This is a genomic window from Streptomyces mobaraensis (assembly GCF_020099395.1).
Lineage (GTDB): Bacteria > Actinomycetota > Actinomycetes > Streptomycetales > Streptomycetaceae > Streptomyces.
This window is the reverse complement of record NZ_CP083590.1, coordinates 4,285,401-4,304,891: the sequence shown is the minus strand read 5'-3', so window position 1 is coordinate 4,304,891 and position 19,491 is coordinate 4,285,401. Positions and strand designations below refer to the sequence as shown.

General features: G+C 72.7%; 21 protein-coding genes. 6 read left to right on the top strand and 15 right to left on the bottom strand.

Features of this window, described 5'->3' with window-relative positions:
* Positions 1-177 precede the first annotated feature (177 nt).
* From K7I03_RS18910 to K7I03_RS18890, 5 genes are all read right to left on the bottom strand, one after another.
* On the bottom strand, positions 178-1,326 hold the full coding sequence (locus K7I03_RS18910; RefSeq protein WP_185942523.1) for a rod shape-determining protein: 1,149 nt from the start codon (positions 1,324-1,326) through the stop codon (positions 178-180).
* Positions 1,327-1,464: 138 nt separating this feature from the next.
* Positions 1,465-2,592, bottom strand: coding sequence for a GuaB3 family IMP dehydrogenase-related protein (locus tag K7I03_RS18905; protein ID WP_004955655.1), 1,128 nt, complete (start codon positions 2,590-2,592; stop codon positions 1,465-1,467).
* A gap of 156 nt (positions 2,593-2,748) precedes the next feature.
* Complete coding sequence (gene guaB / locus K7I03_RS18900; protein ID WP_185942522.1) at positions 2,749-4,251, bottom strand: IMP dehydrogenase; 1,503 nt, start codon at positions 4,249-4,251, stop codon at positions 2,749-2,751.
* Between the two features lie 198 nt (positions 4,252-4,449).
* Positions 4,450-5,148 carry a sigma-70 family RNA polymerase sigma factor gene (locus tag K7I03_RS18895; protein ID WP_221902907.1) on the bottom strand — a complete coding sequence of 233 codons (699 nt, stop codon included), beginning with the start codon at positions 5,146-5,148 and terminating at the stop codon, positions 4,450-4,452.
* Positions 5,149-5,626: 478 nt separating this feature from the next.
* Entirely contained in the window at positions 5,627-6,238 is a 612-nt protein-coding gene (locus K7I03_RS18890) for a response regulator transcription factor (protein WP_003948568.1), read from the bottom strand.
* 444 nt (positions 6,239-6,682) lie between these two features.
* Between K7I03_RS18890 and K7I03_RS18885 the strand changes: the two genes are divergently transcribed.
* Positions 6,683-7,003 (top strand): WhiB family transcriptional regulator, encoded by a 321-nt coding sequence (locus K7I03_RS18885; RefSeq protein WP_185942521.1) that lies wholly within the window; start codon positions 6,683-6,685, stop codon positions 7,001-7,003.
* A 121-nt stretch (positions 7,004-7,124) separates the two neighbouring features.
* Here K7I03_RS18885 and K7I03_RS18880 read toward each other — a convergent pair whose 3' ends face one another.
* A complete protein-coding gene (locus K7I03_RS18880; RefSeq protein WP_185942520.1) occupies positions 7,125-8,060 on the bottom strand; it encodes a LysR family transcriptional regulator in 936 nt (311 codons plus the stop codon).
* Between the two features lie 117 nt (positions 8,061-8,177).
* Between K7I03_RS18880 and K7I03_RS18875 the strand changes: the two genes are divergently transcribed.
* Together K7I03_RS18875 and K7I03_RS18870 are read left to right on the top strand one after the other, a co-directional pair.
* On the top strand, positions 8,178-8,882 hold the full coding sequence (locus tag K7I03_RS18875) for an MOSC domain-containing protein (protein ID WP_185942519.1): 705 nt from the start codon (positions 8,178-8,180) through the stop codon (positions 8,880-8,882).
* A gap of 47 nt (positions 8,883-8,929) precedes the next feature.
* Entirely contained in the window at positions 8,930-9,703 is a 774-nt protein-coding gene (locus K7I03_RS18870; RefSeq protein WP_185942518.1) for an SDR family NAD(P)-dependent oxidoreductase, read from the top strand.
* Between the two features lie 94 nt (positions 9,704-9,797).
* Here K7I03_RS18870 and groL read toward each other — a convergent pair whose 3' ends face one another.
* From groL to K7I03_RS18855, 3 genes are all read right to left on the bottom strand, one after another.
* Positions 9,798-11,423 carry a chaperonin GroEL gene (gene groL / locus K7I03_RS18865; protein WP_185942517.1) on the bottom strand — a complete coding sequence of 542 codons (1,626 nt, stop codon included), beginning with the start codon at positions 11,421-11,423 and terminating at the stop codon, positions 9,798-9,800.
* Between the two features lie 119 nt (positions 11,424-11,542).
* Positions 11,543-11,851: a co-chaperone GroES gene (gene groES / locus K7I03_RS18860; protein WP_004955293.1), complete on the bottom strand. Its 309-nt coding sequence runs from the start codon at positions 11,849-11,851 to the stop codon at positions 11,543-11,545.
* A 315-nt stretch (positions 11,852-12,166) separates the two neighbouring features.
* Positions 12,167-13,054, bottom strand: coding sequence for a polysaccharide deacetylase family protein (locus tag K7I03_RS18855; protein ID WP_185942516.1), 888 nt, complete (start codon positions 13,052-13,054; stop codon positions 12,167-12,169).
* Positions 13,055-13,132: 78 nt separating this feature from the next.
* Between K7I03_RS18855 and K7I03_RS18850 the strand changes: the two genes are divergently transcribed.
* A complete protein-coding gene (locus K7I03_RS18850) occupies positions 13,133-14,356 on the top strand; it encodes a class I SAM-dependent methyltransferase (RefSeq protein ID WP_185942515.1) in 1,224 nt (407 codons plus the stop codon).
* Between the two features lie 45 nt (positions 14,357-14,401).
* Positions 14,402-15,049: a Uma2 family endonuclease gene (locus K7I03_RS18845; RefSeq protein WP_185942514.1), complete on the top strand. Its 648-nt coding sequence runs from the start codon at positions 14,402-14,404 to the stop codon at positions 15,047-15,049.
* 30 nt (positions 15,050-15,079) lie between these two features.
* Here K7I03_RS18845 and K7I03_RS18840 read toward each other — a convergent pair whose 3' ends face one another.
* The 5 genes from K7I03_RS18840 to tsaB form a co-directional block, all read right to left on the bottom strand.
* On the bottom strand, positions 15,080-15,241 hold the full coding sequence (locus K7I03_RS18840; RefSeq protein WP_185942513.1) for a hypothetical protein: 162 nt from the start codon (positions 15,239-15,241) through the stop codon (positions 15,080-15,082).
* Positions 15,242-15,305: 64 nt separating this feature from the next.
* A complete protein-coding gene (locus K7I03_RS18835; RefSeq protein WP_185942512.1) occupies positions 15,306-15,845 on the bottom strand; it encodes a hypothetical protein in 540 nt (179 codons plus the stop codon).
* A 129-nt stretch (positions 15,846-15,974) separates the two neighbouring features.
* A complete protein-coding gene (tsaD, locus tag K7I03_RS18830) occupies positions 15,975-17,120 on the bottom strand; it encodes a tRNA (adenosine(37)-N6)-threonylcarbamoyltransferase complex transferase subunit TsaD (RefSeq protein WP_185942539.1) in 1,146 nt (381 codons plus the stop codon).
* On the bottom strand, positions 17,113-17,628 hold the full coding sequence (rimI, locus tag K7I03_RS18825) for a ribosomal protein S18-alanine N-acetyltransferase (protein ID WP_185942538.1): 516 nt from the start codon (positions 17,626-17,628) through the stop codon (positions 17,113-17,115). The genes tsaD and rimI overlap by 8 nt, the downstream gene beginning before the upstream one ends.
* Before the next feature lie 65 nt (positions 17,629-17,693).
* Positions 17,694-18,371: a tRNA (adenosine(37)-N6)-threonylcarbamoyltransferase complex dimerization subunit type 1 TsaB gene (gene tsaB / locus K7I03_RS18820; protein WP_185942511.1), complete on the bottom strand. Its 678-nt coding sequence runs from the start codon at positions 18,369-18,371 to the stop codon at positions 17,694-17,696.
* A 178-nt stretch (positions 18,372-18,549) separates the two neighbouring features.
* On the opposite strand from tsaB, the gene K7I03_RS18815 reads away from it, so the two are divergent.
* A complete protein-coding gene (locus K7I03_RS18815) occupies positions 18,550-19,134 on the top strand; it encodes a hypothetical protein (protein WP_185942510.1) in 585 nt (194 codons plus the stop codon).
* 63 nt (positions 19,135-19,197) lie between these two features.
* Here the strand turns inward: K7I03_RS18815 and K7I03_RS18810 are convergent, their stop codons facing one another.
* Positions 19,198-19,443 (bottom strand): hypothetical protein, encoded by a 246-nt coding sequence (locus K7I03_RS18810; RefSeq protein ID WP_185942541.1) that lies wholly within the window; start codon positions 19,441-19,443, stop codon positions 19,198-19,200.
* Positions 19,444-19,491 lie beyond the last annotated feature (48 nt).

The following is a 19,491-nucleotide window of genomic DNA, read 5'->3' as shown; positions in this document are numbered from 1 at the left end:
CCGCCCCTTCGCCGATTCCTGGGGGGGGCAAGCCCCCAGACCCCCTTGTCCTCAAGTGCCGGACGGGCTGGAAAACCAGCCCGTCCGGCGCTTGAGGACAACCGCGCGGAGCGCGGTTTCGGGGGTGCGGGGGCGCAGCCCCCGCAAGAAACGGTGAAAGGGCGGGGCCGGGGCCTCCTACAGCCGGCCGGAGGCCGGAAGCCGCGGCTGCGCGTCGAGCAGCGTCCGCAACTTCGCGAAGTCCTCGACACACCTCCCCGTCCCGACCGCGACGCAGTCAAGAGGCTCGTCCGCGACCAACACGGGAATGTCGAGCTCCCGACTCAACCGCACATCCAGCCCCCGCAACAACGCACCCCCACCCGTCAGCACGATCCCCCGGTCCATGATGTCCCCGGAAAGCTCCGGCGGCGTCTCGTCCAGCGTCTGCCGCACCGCCATCACGATCGCGTCCACCGGCTCGCTCAGCGCGTGCCGGATCTCGTCGGCGGTCAGCGACAGCGTCTTCGGCAGACCACTCACCTGATCCCGCCCCCGGATGGCGAACCGGTCCGGAGGCAGCAACCCCTGAGTCTCCTCGGGATCACCACCCCCGTCAGCCTCCGGATGCTTCTCCAACTGCCGGGCGACGGCGGCGAGTCCGGCGGCCGTCCACTTCCCGGTGGGCGCCGCGGAGCCGATGCTCAGCTTGATCTCCTCGGCGGTGCGCTCGCCGATCGCGAGCGCGTACTCCTTCTTCACGTAGGAGATGATCGCCGCGTCCATCGCGTCGCCCGCCGTCCGCACGGACCGCGCGGTGACGATGCCGCCCAGGGAGATGACGGCGACCTCGGTCGTACCGCCGCCGATGTCGACGACCATGCAGCCGGTGGGCTCGCTGACGGGCAGGCCCGCGCCGATCGCCGCCGCCATGGGCTCCTCGACGAGGTGCACGGCGCGCGCCCCGGCCTGCGAGGCGGCTTCGATGACGGCCCGGCGCTCGACGCCCGTGATGCCCGACGGCACGCACACCACGACCCGCGGCCGGGAGAACCGCCGGTTGCCGGTGACCTTCTTGATGAAGTGCCGCAGCATCCGCTCGGCTATCTCGAAGTCGGCTATGACGCCGTCGCGCATCGGGCGGATGGCCACGATGTTCGAGGGGGTGCGCCCGATGGTCTCCTTGGCCTCGGAACCCACGGACAGCACACTGCCGTCATCAGCGTTGACGGCCACGACCGAGGGCTCGTTGAGCACCACTCCCTTCCCCCGCACGTACACCAGCGTGTTGGCGGTGCCGAGGTCGATGCCCATGTCCCTGCCGCTGAACGACTTACTTTGCGCCATAAGTCGCCAGTATTCACCATCCCCGAACCTTTATACGGAGTTGACGGCGGAGACCGGCCGCTCCGCAGACCGCTCCGCACACGCCGAAGGGCCCGGTCACCACCGTGACCGGACCCTTCGGCGTCGTCCGACGAAACGTCAGCGGTTGTCGTGCTGCGACGGCGCGACCGTCACCTCGACCCGCTGGAACTCCTTGAGCTCGCTGTAGCCCGTGGTCGCCATCGCCCGGCGCAGCGCGCCGAAGAAGTTCATCGACCCGTCGGGGGTGTGCGAGGGGCCGAGAAGGATCTCCTCGGTGGTGCCCACGGCGCCCAGGTTCATGCGCTTGCCGCGCGGCACGTCCTCGTGGACGGCCTCCATGCCCCAGTGGTGGCCGCGGCCCGGCGCGTCGGTGGCGCGGGCGAGCGGGGAGCCCATCATCACGGCGTCGGCGCCGCAGGCGATGGCCTTGGGCAGGTCGCCGGACCAGCCCACGCCGCCGTCGGCGATGACGTGCACGTAGCGGCCGCCGGACTCGTCCATGTAGTCGCGGCGGGCGGCGGCCACGTCGGCGACCGCGGTGGCCATCGGGACCTGGATGCCCAGCACGTTCCGGGTGGTGTGCGCGGCGCCGCCGCCGAAGCCGACGAGGACGCCCGCCGCGCCGGTGCGCATCAGGTGCAGGGCGGCGGTGTACGTGGCGCAGCCGCCGACGATCACCGGCACGTCGAGCTCGTAGATGAACTGCTTGAGGTTCAGCGGCTCGGCGGCGCCGGAGACGTGCTCGGCGGAGACGGTGGTGCCGCGGATGACGAAGATGTCCACACCGGCGTCGACGACGGCCTTGGAGAACTGCGCGGTGCGCTGCGGGGAGAGCGCGGCGGCGGTCACGACACCGGAGTCGCGGACCTCCTTGATGCGCTGCCCGATCAGCTCCTCCTTGATCGGCGCGGCGTAGATCTCCTGCATCCGCTTGGTGGCGGCGTGCTCGTCCAGCTCGGCGATCTCCGCGAGCAGCGGCTCCGGGTCCTCGTACCGGGTCCACAGGCCCTCGAGGTTGAGCACGCCGAGGCCGCCCAGCTCACCGATGCGGATGGCCGTCTCGGGGGAGACGACGGAGTCCATCGGCGCGGCCAGGAACGGCAGCTCGAAACGGTAGGCGTCGATCTGCCAGGCGATCGAGACCTCCTTCGGGTCACGGGTGCGCCGGCTGGGGACGACGGCGATGTCGTCGAACGCGTACGCCCGGCGTCCGCGCTTGCCGCGCCCGATCTCGATCTCAGTCACGTGTGTGGCCTTTCCTTCTACGTCTGCCGCACTCCAGTATCACCGACACGCGCACCACTCAGCCCGTCCGGCGTCCAGGGGGGTGCGGGGGCCGTCCCCCGCGGGAAACGGGAAGGGGCGGGGCGGGGAGAGACCCCCCACCCCGCCCCCACGGGTTCACCGCCGCGAGTAGTTCGGCGCCTCGACCGTCATCTGGATGTCGTGCGGGTGGCTCTCCTTGAGCCCCGCCGAGGTGATCCGCACGAAGGTGCCCTTGTCCTTGAGCTCCTGCACATTGGCGGATCCCACATATCCCATGGACGCCCGGAGTCCACCGATCAGCTGGTGGGCGACGGAGGACAGCGGGCCGCGGTAGGGCACCTGGCCCTCGATGCCCTCGGGCACCAGCTTGTCCTCGGAGAGGACGTTGTCCTGGAAGTAGCGGTCCTTGGAGAAGGAGCGCGCCTGGCCGCGGGACTGCATCGCGCCGAGCGAGCCCATGCCCCGGTAGGACTTGAACTGCTTGCCGTTGATGAAGACCATCTCGCCCGGCGACTCCTCGCAGCCCGCGAGCAGCGAGCCGAGCATCACCGTGTCGGCACCGGCGGCGATGGCCTTGGCGATGTCGCCGGAGTACTGCAGGCCGCCGTCGCCGATCAGCGGGACGCCGGCCGCGTGGCACGCCTGGGCGGCCTCGTAGATGGCGGTGACCTGCGGGACGCCGATGCCGGCGACCACGCGGGTGGTGCAGATGGAGCCGGGGCCGACGCCGACCTTGACGCCGTCCACACCGGCGTCGATCAGCGCCTGGGCGCCGTCGCGGGTGGCGACGTTGCCGCCGACGACGTCCACGTCGATGTTGGACTTCACCTTGGAGATCATGTCGAGGATGCCGCGGCTGTGGCCGTGGGCGCTGTCCACGACGAGGAAGTCCGCGCCGGCCTCGACGAGCGCCTGGGCCCGCTCGTACGCCTCGGCGCCGACGCCGACCGCCGCGCCGACGACGAGGCGGCCCTCGGCGTCCTTGGCGGCGTTGGGGTACTGCTCGGCCTTGACGAAGTCCTTGACCGTGATGAGGCCCTTGAGCACGCCGGCGTCGTCCACCAGCGGCAGCTTCTCGATCTTGTGGCGGCGGAGCAGCTCCATGGCGTCCTCGCCGGAGATGCCGACCTTGCCGGTGACCAGCGGCATCGGCGTCATGACCTCGCGCACGGCGCGGCTGCGGTCCGTCTCGAAGGCCATGTCGCGGTTGGTGACGATGCCGAGCAGCTTGCCCGCCGGGTCGGTGACCGGCACACCGCTGATGCGGAAGCGGGCGCACAGCGCGTCGGCCTCGGCCAGGGTGGCGTCCGGGCGGACGGTGATCGGGTCGGTCACCATGCCGGACTCGGAGCGCTTGACCAGGTCGACCTGGTTGGCCTGGTCCTCGATGGACAGGTTGCGGTGGAGGACGCCCGCGCCGCCCTGGCGGGCCATGGCGATGGCCATCCGGGCCTCGGTGACCTTGTCCATGGCGGCGGAGAGCAGCGGGATGTTGACCCGGACGTTGCGGGAGACACGGGAGGAGGTGTCGACCGCGTTCGGCAGCACCTCGGAGGCGCCCGGCAGCAGCAGGACGTCGTCGTAGGTCAGACCGAGCATCGCGAACTTGGCGGGCATCCCGGCGGCGTGGTCAGTCATGACACCTTCCCAAATACGGAGTTCTGCGGGCGGGGCCGGGCGGGGCCGTCACCGGCGGCTGCCGCCGCGGGACCCGGAACCCCCTTGCCTCAGCGAGGACTCCCATGCTAACGGCCGCCGCAGGTGTCCCATTCCACGATCGGTGAGGATCGCGTCACTTGGGTGTTCCTACGAACCCTTTTGCGAAGGCGTCGGCGCTCACTGTTCGGCGAGCGCCCGCAGCCTGCTCAGCGCCCGGTGCTGGGCGACCCGGACCGCGCCCGGCGACATGCCCAGCATCTGCCCGGTCTCCTCCGCGGTCAGCCCCACGGCGACCCGGAGCAGCACCAGCTCGCGCTGGTTCTCCGGGAGGTTGGCGAGCAGCTTCTTGGCCCACTCCGCGTCGCTGCTGAGCAGCGCCCGCTCCTCGGGGCCGAGGGAGTCGTCGGGCTGCTCGGGCATCTCGTCGGAGGGGACGGCCGTGCTGCCGGGGTGGCGCATGGCCGCCCGCTGGAGGTCGGCGACCTTGTGCGCGGCGATGGCGACGACGAACGCCTCGAAGGGCCGGCCGGTGTCCCGGTAGCGGGGCAGCGCGCAGAGCACGGCGAGGCAGACCTCCTGGGCGAGGTCGTCCACGAAGTGCCGGGCGTCGCCGGGCAGCCGCGACAGCCGGGTGCGGCAGTAACGCAGCGCCAGCGGGTGCACCAGGGCGAGCAGGTCGTGGGTGGCGCGCCGGTCGCCCTCGACGGCCCGGGTGACGAGGGCGCCGATCTCGCCCGGCCCCGTCGCCGCTCCGGACGCCGCACCGGCGGGCGCTCCCGCGGGTGTGCCGGTGGCCGGGCCCGTGCCGGGGCCCGTCGGGGGGGCTGCGGCCGGACCCGTGGCGAGGAGCGGCCCCGGGGTCTCGTCGTCGCGCATCGGTCCATGGTGCCTGGGTGTCCGACGATCCACGGCACCGCCTTCATAGTTGTGCGTCGAACCGTTACGCGTCGGTGTCCTCGCACTCACGTCTCGCGTCGCCCCCTTCCGGGTATACCCGCCCCGCGCCCACGACTCCGCCGATAGCTTGGGCCCGTGCCGTCCGGCGTCCGGCCGTACGACCACGGGCTGCGCCTGTCCGTCATGAGGTCTCTTCTGGCCGAGCGAGAAGAGCCGGCCTCTGGCGGGGAGGAGTCACACCTCAAGGATGCGGCATCCGTCGGGCTTTCGGCGCCGGGCGTCGGCGCCGCGGGGTCGCCGTGCGCGTCACCCGGCACCGCGCCGACCCGGGACGCCCCGCCCGCGCGGGGTCCGTCCGGTTCCTCTTTTCCGGCGACGGCCCTGCCGACACCGGCCGTCGTCGCCCGAGGTGTGACCACGCGCCGCGACCGCGCGGCGCCGCGTACCCGCTCCGCCGCTAGCGGACCAGGCCCCAGCGGAAGCCGAGGGCCACGGCGTGCGCCCGGTCGGAGGCGCCCAGCTTTTTGAACAGCCGCCGGGCGTGCGTCTTCACGGTGTCCTCGGAGAGGAAGAGCTCGCGGCCGATCTCGGCGTTGGACCGCCCGTGGCTCATACCCTCCAGCACCTGGATCTCCCGGGCGGTGAGGGTGGGCGCCGCGCCCATCTCGGCCGAGCGCAGCCGCCGGGGGGCGAGCCGCCAGGTGGGGTCGGCGAGCGCCTGGGTCACCGTGGCGCGCAGCTCGGCGCGCGAGGCGTCCTTGTGCAGGTAGCCGCGGGCGCCGGCGGCGACCGCGAGGGCCACCCCGTCCAGGTCCTCGGCGACCGTGAGCATGATGATGCGGGCGCCGGGGTCAGCGGAGAGCAGCCGGCGCACCGTCTCGACGCCGCCCAGACCGGGCATGCGTACGTCCATCAGAATGAGGTCCGAACGATCGGCGCCCCAGCGGCGGAGGACTTCCTCGCCGTTGGCCGCCGTCGTCACGCGCTCGACGCCGGGCACGGTCGCCACCGCACGCCGGAGCGCCTCTCGGGCAAGCGGGGAGTCGTCGCAGACGAGGACGGATGTCATGGCCGTCCTCCGCAGCTGATGCGCGTCACCTTGAGCCTCCAGGCTGGTACTGATCGTCACCTGCGCGATTGGCGAGACACCTGCTGAGCAGACCGCCGCGGACCATCTCGGACACCTGCCCGACCGCTGCATTCGCCAACCGCCTCCGCACTCTCAACGACGGTCACCCGAAAGAGTTACGGGCTTGGTCGGCCGTGTTCGGCACTCTACGTGAGGGCCCGGATACGGAGCAGGGCGCACGGGGGGCGCTCGTCAGATCGTTCGAGTCGTGCCCCATTTGCCCGCTTGGAGCCGTTTTTCTTCACATTCGTGGACAACTGTGGCTAGATTCGCAATGAGTCATATTTTCATCTGCTCATAGGGATCCTGACGGGCCCGCCGGTACCACCGCGGTCCCACCACCGTCGCATCGATGCGCTTCGATCCGTTTCGAGGGGACACGCAATGGCAGATTTCTCCCGGCTCCCCGGCCCCAACGCCGACCTGTGGGACTGGCAGCTGCTGGCCGCCTGCCGCGGCGTCGACAGCTCGCTGTTCTTCCACCCGGAGGGCGAGCGCGGCGCCGCCCGCAGCGCCCGCGAGACCTCGGCGAAAGAGGTCTGCATGCGCTGCCCGGTGCGCGCGGAGTGCGCGGCGCACGCGCTGGCGGTCCGGGAACCCTACGGGGTGTGGGGCGGACTCACCGAGGACGAACGCGAGGAGCTCATGGGCCGGGCGCGACAGCGGCCGGTACCGGCGGGCGGCACGAGCCCGATGAGCGCGTGAGGCCGGCGGGGCGGCCGGGCGCCGGCCGTCCCGTGACGGAGGGTGAGGCACACTCGGGCCGGTCACGGAGCGTGTTCGGCCTGCGAGGGGGCGTGTACGCCCACGGCCCCCGGGCCCGCGCTCAGCGGCGCGCCGCCGCCGCCAGCCGGTCGAGCATCTCCGCGACGGCCGGCACCCGCGCCAGGTCCGGCAGGGTCAGCGCCACGACCTCCCGCTCCACGGCCGGCTCCACCGGCACCGTCCTCGCCCCCCGGTGGCGTACCGACTCCACCGCGAGCTCCGGCATCACGGCCACCCCGAGACCGGCGCCGACCAGGCCGAACACCGCCGGGTAGTCGTCCGTCGCGAAGTCGATCCGCGGGGTGAAGCCCGCGTTCTCGCAGATCTCCACCAGGTGCCGGCGGCAGCGCGGGCAGCCCGCGATCCACGGCTCGCCGGCGAACTCGTCGATGCCGATCCGCTCAGCGTCCGCCAGCGGGTGCCCCTCGGGGACCACGCCGACGAGGCGGTCGGTGAGCAGCGGCCGGACGACGAGGTCGTCCTTGCCCCAGCCCCCGTCGGCCTCCGCGTCCGCGCCCGCCGGAGAGCCCGGGCCGCGCGTCTCGGGGTAGCGGAAGGCCAGCGCGATCTCGCAGTCACCGGCCCGCAGCATCTCCACCGAGCGCGGCGGCTCGGCCTCCTCCAGGGAGATCTGGATCCCGGGACGGGCGGCGCGCATCCCGGCGAGGGCGGTGGGGACCAGCGTCGAGCTGCCGCTGGGGAAGGAGACCAGCCGCACCCGGCCCGCGCGCAGCCCGGCGATGGCGGCGATCTCCTCCTCGGCGGCGGTGAGCCCGGCGAGAATGCCGGCGGCGTGCCGGACGAGCGCCCGGCCCGCCTCGGTGAGCCGCGTCTCGCGGCCGGTGCGGACGAGCAGCGGGGTGCCCGCGGACTGCTCCAGGGCCTTCATCTGCTGGCTGACGGCGGGCTGGGTGCAGCCCAGCTCCCGGGCTGCGGCGGAGAACGAACCGGTGGTGGCCACGGCGCGCAGCACGCGCAGGTGGCGGGCCTCGATCATAGAAAAAGCATAAGCGGCGCTTGGAGGAGACCGGAAATACCGGTCAGGACCTTTGGGGCGGCCGGGGGCGGCGGCCGGGGCGGCCTTGGGCCGGTGCCCACCGCCTAACCTCGTCGGATGCGCATCCTCTCCGTCAACGTCGGACGTCCCCGTACCGCCGCCGACCGCTCCCTGCCGGACAGCGCCTTCGCGGCCGGCCTCGCCTCCGGCATCGACAAGCGGCCCGTGGCCGGGCCGGTGGCGGTGGCCGCGCCCGGGCCCAAGGGCGAGGCCGGCAGCGGGCTCGCCGGTGACGCGGTCGTCTCGTGGAAGCACCACGGCGGGAACGACCAGGCGGTGTACGCCTTCGCCCGGGAGGACCTCGACCGCTGGGAGCGGCAGCTGGGCCGGACGCTGCCGGACGGTTCGTTCGGCGAGAACCTCACCACGTCCGGGGTGGACGTGAGCGGCGCCCGGATCGGGGAGCGGTGGCGGGTCGGCGGCCGGCTGCTGCTGGAGGTCACCTCGCCGCGCGTCCCCTGCCGGACGTTCGCCGACTGGCTGGGCGAGCGGGGCTGGATGCGGCGGTTCACCGAGGAGGCCGCCCCGGGCGCGTACCTGCGGGTGCTCGAACCGGGGGAGGTCCGTGCGGGTGATCCCGTCACCGTCGTCCACCGCCCCGGTCACGAGGTCAGCGTCGCCTTCGCCTTCCGCGCCCGGACGACCGAACGGGCGCTGCTGCCCCGTGTTCTGGCGGCCGGCGACGGGTTGCACCCCGACCTGCGGGCGAAGGCCGAGCGGTACGTGGCGTCGCCACCGGCCGCCGAGGAGGTACCGGCCTGACGGAAGGCAAGCCGCCACGCGGTGGCGCCGGGCACTAACGTTCCCGTATGACGACTGCACTGATCACGGGAGCGACGGCCGGCATCGGCGCGGCCTTCGCGCGACGGCTGGCCGCCGAGGGTCACCACCTGGTGCTCGTGGCCCGCGACGAGAAGCGGCTGGGCGAACAGGCGACCGAACTCCACGACCGGCACCGGGTGGAGGTGGAGGTGCTGCGGGCCGACCTCTCGACGGAGGACGGCATCGCCGCCGTCGAGGAACGGCTCTCGGACCGCAAGCAGCCCGTCGATCTGCTGGTCAACAACGCCGGGTTCGGCAACAAGGGCCGCTTCCTGGAGGTCACCGTCCAGGACGAGCTCACCATGCTCAAGGTGCACTGCGAGGCGGTGCTGCGGCTGACCATGGCGGCCACGCGCGGGATGCGGGAGCGGCGGCGCGGCGGGGTGATCAACGTGGCGTCCGTCGCCGCGTTCGTGCCGCGCGGGACGTACGGGGCGAGCAAGGCGTGGGTGGTGCAGTTCACCCAGGGCGCGGCGCGGGACCTGGCGGGCAGCGGGGTGCGGCTGATGGCGCTGTGCCCGGGCTTCGTCCGGACGGAGTTCCACGCGCGGGCCGGGATGGGGACGGACAACATCCCGGGCTGGATGTGGCTGGACGCGGACCGGCTGGTGGACGCGGCGCTGAAGGACCTGGCGCGCGGGAAGTCCCTGTCGGTGCCCGATCCCCGGTACAAGGCGCTGACGGGTCTGTCGAAGCTGATGCCGCGGGGTGCGGTCGCCCGGGTGTCGTCCTCGACGGGCCGCCGGTACGGGCCCAACTGACGCGCCCCGCACCGGACATGCCGGAGGCCCGGCACCCCCGCGGACGGGGGTGCCGGGCCTCGGCGGTGGTGCCGGTGCCTCGGTGGGCGTGGCCTCAGTGGGCGTGGCCGTGACCGTGGCCGTGGCCGGCCTCGGGCTCCTCTTCCTTCTTCTCGACGACCAGGGTCTCGGTCGTGAGCAGCAGGGAGGCGATGGAGGCGGCGTTCTCCAGGGCGGAGCGGGTGACCTTCACCGGGTCGATGACGCCGGCGGCGACCAGGTCGCCGTACTCGCCGGTCGCGGCGTTGAAGCCCTGGCCCTTGTCGAGCTCGGCGACCTTGGAGGTGATGACGTAGCCCTCCAGGCCGGCGTTCTCGGCGATCCAGCGCAGCGGCTCGACGGCGGCGCGGCGGACGACCGCGACACCGGTGGCCTCGTCGCCGTCCTTGCCCAGGTTGTCGTCCAGCACCTTGACGGCGTGGACCAGGGCGGAGCCACCACCGGAGACGATGCCCTCCTCGACCGCGGCGCGGGTCGCGGAGATGGCGTCCTCCAGACGGTGCTTCTTCTCCTTGAGCTCGACCTCGGTGGCCGCGCCGACGCGGATGACGCACACGCCGCCGGCGAGCTTGGCGAGGCGCTCCTGGAGCTTCTCGCGGTCCCAGTCCGAGTCGGTGGTCTCGATCTCGGCCTTGATCTGGGCCACGCGGCCGGCGACCTCGTCCGAGTTGCCGCCGCCGTCGACGATGGTGGTGTCGTCCTTGGTGATGGTCACGCGGCGGGCGGAGCCGAGCACGTCCAGGCCGACCTGGTCGAGCTTGAGGCCGACCTCCTCGGCGACGACGGTGGCACCGGTGAGGGTGGCCATGTCGCCCAGCATCGCCTTGCGGCGGTCGCCGAAGCCGGGGGCCTTGACGGCCACGGCGTTGAACGTGCCGCGGATCTTGTTGACGACGAGGGTGGAGAGGGCCTCGCCCTCGACGTCCTCGGCGATGATCAGCAGCGGCTTGGAGCCACCGGCCTGGATGACCTTCTCCAGCAGCGGGAGCAGGTCGGCGATGGCGGAGATCTTGCCCTGGTGGATCAGGATGTACGGGTCGTCGAGGACGGCCTCCATACGCTCCTGGTCGGTGACCATGTAGGGCGAGAGGTAGCCCTTGTCGAAGGCCATGCCCTCGGTGAAGTCGAGCTCCAGGCCGAAGGTGTTGGACTCCTCGACGGTGATGACGCCGTCCTTGCCGACCTTGTCCATCGCCTCGGCGATGAGCTCGCCGACCTGCTTGTCCTGGGCGGACAGCGCGGCCACGGCGGCGATGTCGGACTTGGAGTCGATCGGACGCGAGGTCGCGAGCAGCTCGTCGGAGACGGCCTTGACCGCGGCGTCGATGCCCTTCTTCAGGGCGGCCGGGGAGGCGCCGGCGGCGACGTTGCGCAGACCCTCGCGGACCAGCGCCTGGGCCAGCACGGTCGCGGTGGTGGTGCCGTCACCCGCGATGTCGTTGGTCTTGGTCGCCACCTCCTTGACGAGCTGGGCGCCCAGGTTCTCGTACGCGTCCTCCAGCTCGACCTCGCGCGCGATGGTGACGCCGTCGTTGGTGATGGTGGGGGCGCCGAACTTCTTGTCGATGACGACGTTGCGGCCCTTGGGACCGATCGTCACCTTGACCGTGTCGGCAAGCTTGTTGACGCCGCGCTCGAGGGCGCGACGGGCGTCCTCGTCGAACTTCAGGGTCTTCGCCATGGGTTACGTATCCTTCGCCGTGTCTCTCAAACGAACTGCGCCCCCGGCGCCCGGTTGTTGGACGCGGGTACCAGGGGCACAGAACAAAAGCCTCGAGAATTCGAAAGCTTCGGGGTGAACTACTTCTCGATGATCGCGAGGACGTCGCGGGCCGAGAGGACGAGGTACTCGTCGCCGTTGTACTTCACCTCGGTGCCGCCGTACTTGCTGTAGAGCACGACGTCGCCGACCTTGACGTCGAGCGGCAGGCGCTCGCCGTTCTCGAATCGGCCCGGGCCCACGGCGAGGACGGCACCCTCCTGGGGCTTCTCCTTCGCGGTGTCCGGGATGACCAGGCCAGAGGCCGTGGTCTGCTCGGCGTCCAGCGGCTGGACCACGATGCGGTCCTCGAGCGGCTTGATGGCAACCTTGGAGCTGGCGGTCGTCACGATCCGACCTCCCCCTTCGGAGATCTCACGGGGTCAATTGTCTGAGGTGGCGACCAGGTGGATCCGTCGTCGCGGGTGCCGGACCTGCCCGTCGCTGTGTTTGGCACTCGCCGGTGGAGAGTGCCAACGGAGCCGAGACTATGACGCGCTTAGCACTCGGTCAAGCGGAGTGCCAATTTGCGGGTGCGCGCCGGGGGCGTCCGGGCGCGTCGCGCGCCCCTCCGCCCGGTGCCGGACCGGCCGTCGGAGCCCGTGCCGCACTCCCCGTCGGAGCCTGTTCCGCAACCGCCGTCGGAGCCCCTGCCGCACCCGCCGTCAGACGTAGTCCTCCAGCCGCGCCACGGTGAACCCCTGCCGCTGCACGCTGCGCACCATGTTGGCGACCATCCGCGTCATCGTCGTGCCCTTGAGCTCCGCGGGACCGCGGAAGTGCGCGAGCACGATGTCGCCGGGACGAAGCTTCCCCGCTTCGGCGTACCTCATGTCATTGATCTGCATCGTCGCCTCCCACAGCACGACGGCCTTGATCCCGCAGGAGCCGGCCGCCGCCAGGGTGGCGTCGTTGTAGTTGCCGTACGGCGGACGGAACAGCTCCGGCCGCTTGCCGAACCGCTTCTTCAGCGTCTCCTGCTGCCCGCAGATCTCCCGCTTCTGCGCCTCGGGGGACAGGGTGCGCAGGTTGGGGTGGGTGAGCGTGTGGTTGTGCACGCCGTTGCCGAGGGCGCGCAGCTCGTCGAAGTAGCCGTAGCCGCGCCCGGCGCGCGCGGCGCTGTCCGTCAGGAACATGCTGAACGGCAGCTTGAGGTCCTTGGCCATGCGCGGGAACGCCGGGTCCTTCTCGGCGCCGTCGTCGAAGGTCAGGAAGACGACCTTGTCCTTCGTCGGCACCCGCCGGACGATCTGCGGCGTCCCGCCCTTGTGGTGCTCGGTGAGCCGGGTGCCGGGCGGGGCCGGGGGCGGGGCGAGTGGCTTGTCGAGGCCCCAGCGGCGGTAGGCGGCGGCGTCGGGGGTGGAGGTGCTCCGCTTCTCCCTGGGCTGCTCGGTGGCCTTCGCGGTGCCGGTGGCCGTCCCGCCGCTCCCGTGCTTCTTGCCGTCCGACCCCGAGGAGCACCCGGAGAGCAGCAGGGCGGCGGCGCAGAGCGGGACGAGGGCGAGACGGGCGGAGCTGCGTATTCGGCTTCGGCCGGTTCCAGACGGAGTCACAGGAACGATTCTTGTTCATCAGTTCGGGTGATCGCACAGCGGAGGAGGCGAACGCGCGCGGTGCACGAGAATGGTCAGGTGCCCGCTCCGAACACCCAGAACGCCCCGAACACCGATACCAGCGCCCCCACCGCCGTCGACGGCTTCGCCGCCCTCCTCACCGACGAGGGCCGCCGGCTCCTGGACGAACTGCGCGACCACGACCCGGCCCGGGAACTGGCCGTCGCGACCCGGCTGCGCCGCGACCACCCCGCCGAACTGGTCTCGGCCGCCCTCGGGCAGGCGCGGCTGCGGCAGCGGGCGGTGGCGAAGTTCGGTACCGAGGACGCGTACCGCATGTACTTCACGCCGAACGGCGTCGAGCAGGCCACCCGCGCCTCCGTCGCCACGTACCGGGCCCGCCGCTTCGCGGACCTCGGCGTACGCCGCCTGGCCGACCTGTGCTGCGGCATCGGCGGCGACGCCATCGCCCTGGCCCGGGCCGGCGTCTCCGTCCTCGCCGTGGACCGCGACCCGCTGACCTGCGCGGTGGCCCGGGCCAACGCGGCGGCGCTGGGCCTGTCGGACCTGATCGAGGTGCGCTGCGCGGACGTGACGGAGGTCGACGTCTCCGGGTACGACGCGGTCTTCGCCGACCCGGCGCGGCGCGGCGGCCGGGGCCGCATCTTCGACCCCGAGGCGTACTCCCCGCCCCTGTCCTGGGCCGTCGAGGCGGCCCGCACGGCCCCGCACGCCGCCCTGAAGATCGCTCCGGGCGTCCCGCACGAGGCGATCCCCGAGGACGCCGAGGCGGAGTGGATCTCGGACGGCGGCGACGTGAAGGAGGCCGTCCTGTGGTTCGGCACCACCCCCGGCACCCGCCGCGCGACCCTCCTCCCGGCCGGCACCACCCTGACCGGCACCGGCCTCCCCGACCCCGCGGTCCGCCCGGTCGGCCGCTACCTGTACGAGCCCGACGGCGCGGTCATCCGCGCCCACCTCGTCGCGGACGTCGCGGCCGAGGTGTCGGGCAGCCTGATCGACGAGACGATCGCCTACATCACCTCCGACGAACTCCGCCCCACCCCGTACGCCTCCGCGTACGAGATCACCGACGTCCTCCCCTTCAACCTCAAGAAACTCAAAGCCCTCGTCCGCGAGCGCGGCATCGGCGTGGCCGTCATCAAGAAGCGGGGCTCGGCGGTGGAGCCGGAGGAACTGCGCAAGAAGCTGAAGCTCGAAGGAGTGAACTCTTGTGTGATCGTCCTTACGCGGGTGGCGGGCGCCCCGACGATGCTGATCGGGCAGGAGATCCGGGCGTAGCACCGGCCGTGAGCGGCCGGCCGACGAGGACCAGGGAGGACGGCGATGGACCCCCATCCCCTCACCGAGCCGGGGGACGGGCCGCGCGGGCAAGGCCCCGGTGAACAGGACCCCGTCGATCTGCTGATCGCGTTCGAAGAAGCGTCCGAGGCGCCGATCCGGCCGGAGTACCTGGAGGGGACGGTGATCGTGCCACCGCCGCCGGACTACGGCCACGGCAAGGCGCGGCTCGAACTCACCCGTCAGCTGTACTCGGCCGGGGTCCGGTGGGCGGGCACGGGAATGGGCTTCCGCGAGGGCCTGGGCGGGGACGGCGATGGCGGGACCCGCACCCTGGTCATCCCCGACTTCCACATCCTGAAGCACTCGCCCACCGAGCAGGACGAGGCGCACTACGCGGCCCACAGGGGCTGGTACCCGATGGGCCTGCTCGCCCTCGTCGGCGAGGTGACGTCCGACCACCACGAGACGGACACCGGCCCCAAGTACCGCGGTTACGCCGCCGCGGAAATCCCGGTCTACGTGCTCGTCAACCGGGAGGACGGCCGGGTGTACGTCCACTCCGAGCCCGGCGAGGACCCACAGCGGCCGGGCCGGAGCCGCTACCGGACCACCACGAGCACCGAGCTCGGCGGAAAGCTCGCGCTCCCCGCTCCCTACCCCGTACTGGACACCTCCGCCCTGCTTCCCTGACGCCGGCGGGACCAGGCGGACCTCCGTGGGTCAGGTGTTCCGCGACTGCCACCGCGCCGCCTTCACCCGGGCCTCGTCGAGTGTCAGGCCGGCGACCTGCGACAGCGGGACGTCCTTCAACGGGCAGTCCGCGTAGTGGGTGTCCCGCTCGCTCGGGGCGGCGTCGCACGCGGGGCACTGGCGTGGGGGCATGGTGCTCCTTGTCGCTGTGTCGGTCGGGTCGTGAACGGGCGATCGGGCGGCCGGTCCGTCGCCCTCAGCTCCGCAGTACGTCACGTAAGAAGCGCACCGCCCAGGTGAGGAGCACGGCCGCCACCGGGGCGGCCGCCGTCCCCGCGGCGCACCACCGCCACGCGGGTGCCGCCGCGTGGGCCGGCGGGGCCAGGGCCAGGCTGCTTCCCGCCGCCAGGCACAGGAGCCCGGACGTGTAGCAGAAGTCGGCGCGGCCGGCCAGCCTGGCCCAGGTGGAGTAGTGCTCCCGCTGGTCCTGGATGAGCTCCGCGTGCCGGCTGTCGGGCATCTCGGTGAGCGGGCCCCACCACGCTTCGACGTCGCCGCGCGAGTAGAGGTACTGCCGGGAGCGGACTCCCCAGACCACCGCCATGACCATGAAGAGCGCGGTCAGGGCGAGGGCGAACAGCGTGGGGTCCGGCCAGCGGAACCTCTCGCGGTCCGTGATGACGAGCCCCAGCAGGGTGATGCTCGCGCCGCCCAGGAGGGGCGCCGCGGTCGTGTACTGCCCTTCGCGCGCGGCCGACCAGCCCAGCGGCGCGGGCTTGCGCCAGGAAGGATTCACGCTGCCCCCTCGACACCGGGTAAAGGTACAGCGCGGCGGCTCGGGGCGGAATGCCGCGAACGGGCCGACGGAGGCGGGCCGTTGGGTCGGCGGGCGCGTGAGTCCGTGACGCGCCCGCCGGGTGGCGGGCTAGGCGTCGTACAGGTTCTGCTTGCTCAACTCGTGGACGTGGTCGTGGGAGTGGGAGTGGCCATGTCCATGGGAGTGCGCGTGGCCGGCCGGCTCCTCGTGCGTGCCCGGCACATGCGGCTCCGTCACCGGCAGGGACGAGTCCGCCGGGAGGTCCCAGGAGGAGGCGGCGCGGCCGCGGGCGACCATTTCGGCGCCGAGGGCCGCGACCATCGCGCCGTTGTCGGTGCAGAGCTTGGGGCGGGGGACGCGCAGGGTGATGCCGGCGTCCTCGCAGCGGCGTTCGGCCATGGCGCGGAGGCGGGTGTTGGCGGCGACGCCGCCGCCGATCATCAGGTGGTCGACGCCGTGGTCCTTGCAGGCGCGGACGGCCTTGCGGGTGAGGACGTCCACCACGGCCTCCTGGAAGGAGGCGGCGACGTCCGCCACCGGCACCGTCTCGCCCGCCGCGCGCTTCGCCTCGATCCAGCGGGCGACGGAGGTCTTGAGGCCGGAGAAGGAGAAGTCGTAGAGGGGGTCGCGGGGGCCGGTGAGGCCGCGGGGGAACCGGATGGCCTCGGGGTCGCCCTCGCGGGCGTAGCGGTCGATGACCGGGCCGCCGGGGAAGCCCAGGTTGAGCACGCGGGCCACCTTGTCGAACGCCTCGCCCGCCGCGTCGTCGATGGTCGAGCCGAGGGGCCGGACGTCGGAGGTGATGTCCGGGGCGAGGAGGAGCGACGAGTGGCCGCCGCTGACCAGCAGGGCCATCGTCGGCTCGGGCAGGGCGCCGTGCTCCAGCTGGTCGACGCAGATGTGCGACGCGAGGTGGTTGACGCCGTAGAGCGGCTTGCCGAGGGCGTAGGCGTACGCCTTCGCCGCCGAGACGCCGACGAGGAGGGCGCCGGCGAGGCCCGGGCCCGCGGTGACGGCGATGCCGTCGAGGTCCTTGGCGGAGACGCCGGCCTCCTTCAGCGCCCGCTGGATGGTGGGGACCATCGCCTCCAGGTGGGCCCGGGAGGCCACCTCGGGGACGACGCCGCCGAAGCGCGCGTGCTCGTCCACGCTGGAGGCGACCGCGTCGGCGAGCAGGGTGTGACCGCGGACGATGCCGACGCCCGTCTCGTCGCACGAGGTCTCGATGCCGAGGACGAGCGGTTCGTCAGTCAGTGGAGCCATGGGTCATTCCCTCTTGCACTGCGTTGGTGTCCGCGGCGGGGCCGCCGTCGGATTCCGTTTCCGTGGGCAGGCGCATCACGAGCGCGTCGACGTTGCCCGGCTGGTAGTAGCCGCGCCGGATGCCGACGGGCTCGAAGCCGAAGCGCTCGTAGAGGCGCTGGGCGCGGGTGTTGTCCACCCGGACCTCCAGCAGCACCTCGCGGCACTCGAAGGCGGTGGCGGCGGCGAGCAGTTCGCGGAGCAGCCGGGTGCCGAGGCCGGTGCTCCAGTGGTCGGTGGCGACGGCGATGGTCTGCACGTCACCCGTGCCGTCGACGGCCGCGAGGCCCGCGTAGCCGACGACGCGCCCGGCCGTGTCCTGGGCGACGAGGTAGCGCCGGTTGGCGTTGGCGCCGCGCGCGTGCGCCAGCTCGGACCAGAACAGCCCCTTGGACCAGGCGTCCTGGGGGAACAGCGCGCGTTCCAGCTCCAGCACGGCCGGGATGTCCCACCAGCGCATCTCACGGACGCGCACGGTCTCCGTTCCGGGATCCGAGGGGCCCGCGGACGGGCTCGCTGAAGGGCTCACTTCGGTGTGACCACCTTGTAGTTGGCCGGCACCTGGGCGTCCGGGCGGCGCAGGTACAGCGGCTGGACGGGCAGGAACCCGGCGTCCGGACCCTCCGTGCGCAGCTTCTCCGCGGCGAGCGCGGCCAGCGCCGCCGCCGACTGGTGCTGCGGCAGGTCGGCCCGGACGTCCGTGAAGGCGTCGGCGTACAGGACGGCGCCCGCGCCGACGGCCGTCAGCCCGGCCAGCGGCTCGGTCAGCTCGGCGGGCCGGTCGACGGCGGGCTCGGTGACGCGGGTCCGGGCGTCGGCGTAGCGCGCCCAGTAGACCTCCTTGCGGCGGGCGTCCGTGGCCACCACGAACTCGCCGGCCAGCCCGGCGGCCCCGGCCGCGTAGGCGATGCCGTCCAGCGAGCACAGGCCGTGCACCGGCACGTCGAGCGCCGCGCCGAAGGTCAGGGCCGTGACGATGCCGACGCGCAGGCCGGTGTACGGGCCGGGGCCGACGCCGACGACGACGCCGGTGAGCTCGTCCAGCGTGCGGCCGGCCTCGGCGAGCACCCGGTCCACGGCCGGCAGCAGGAGCTCCCCGTGGCGGCGGGCGTCCACCTGGTGGGACTCGGCGACGGCGGAGTCCCCGTCGTGGAGGGCTACGGTGACGGCGGGCGTGGCGGTATCAAGAGCGAGCAGCAGCACAGTGACAAGCCTACGGCGCGCCGTGGGGCCGCCGGTGCCCGCGTGGGCCCGGTTCAGAGGTATCCCAGGGGCGCCCCGGAGGCGCCTCGGGGGCGCGGCGGGGGCGCGCCCGAGTGCTACGGTCGGGGCGGATGACCGTACGCCGCATGGCCGTACGGAGGACGAAAGGGTGCGCAGGGTGGCACGCAGCAGCTCCGGGATCTTCGTGACCGGGCTCACCGCGGCGGCACTGGCCGTGGTGGGTTACCTCGCCTACGAGGCGTCGGCCGCGCCCCACCGCGTCCACCGTTCGTCCGCCGCCGCCTCCGCGACGCCCGGCGACGCCAAGGGCCCGGGCAAGGACGACAAGGGCAAGGGCGGCACGCGCAAGGACGCCCCGCCGGCCGTGCCGAGCGGCTCGGGCACGGGCAAGCGGGTCGTCTACTCGGTGGGCCAGAAGCGGGTGTGGCTGGTGAGCGGCGACACCAAGGACGTGCGGTCCTTCGAGGTCACGCCCAGCACGGTCAACCCGCAGCCGGGGACGTACGCGGTGACCTCCCGCGACCTCAACGGCCCCGGGTCGGACGGCGTGCGCCTGGAGCACATCGTGCGCTTCCTGCGGGACGCGAACGGGGTCGTCTTCGGCTTCAGCGCCGCCGTGGACGGCTCCCCGCCGCAGCCGGACCCGACGAAGAAGACGGGCGGCGTCCGCGAGAAGCCGGCCGACGGGCTGGCCATGTGGGAGTTCGCGCCCAAGGGCACCAAGGTGGTCGTGGTCCCGTAGCGGCAGGGGCCACTCGGCATCAGGCCCTTCGCGTCAGACCGCAGCGTGTCAGACCGCTTCGCGTCAGGCCGCGGCCCGGCGGTGCGGGCCGTCCGGCTCCCCCTCGTCGTCGACGTCCGCGTCCGGTACGGGACCGGGCGCCGGTGCCCGCGGCGGTGTGGAGACCGCGTCGGCGGCGGCGCAGGCGGCCAGGAGGTCGCGCACCGAGGGCGTCCGCTCGTCGCTCCCTCGATCGTCCATGGCCGCTGAGGGCTGGGGCTCGTGGGCCGACATGAACGCCTCCTCGGGCAGCCGGTCAAGGTCAGGCATGCCTCACCATGTCTCTGCCTCCATGTCACCACGCCCGACGGCAACATC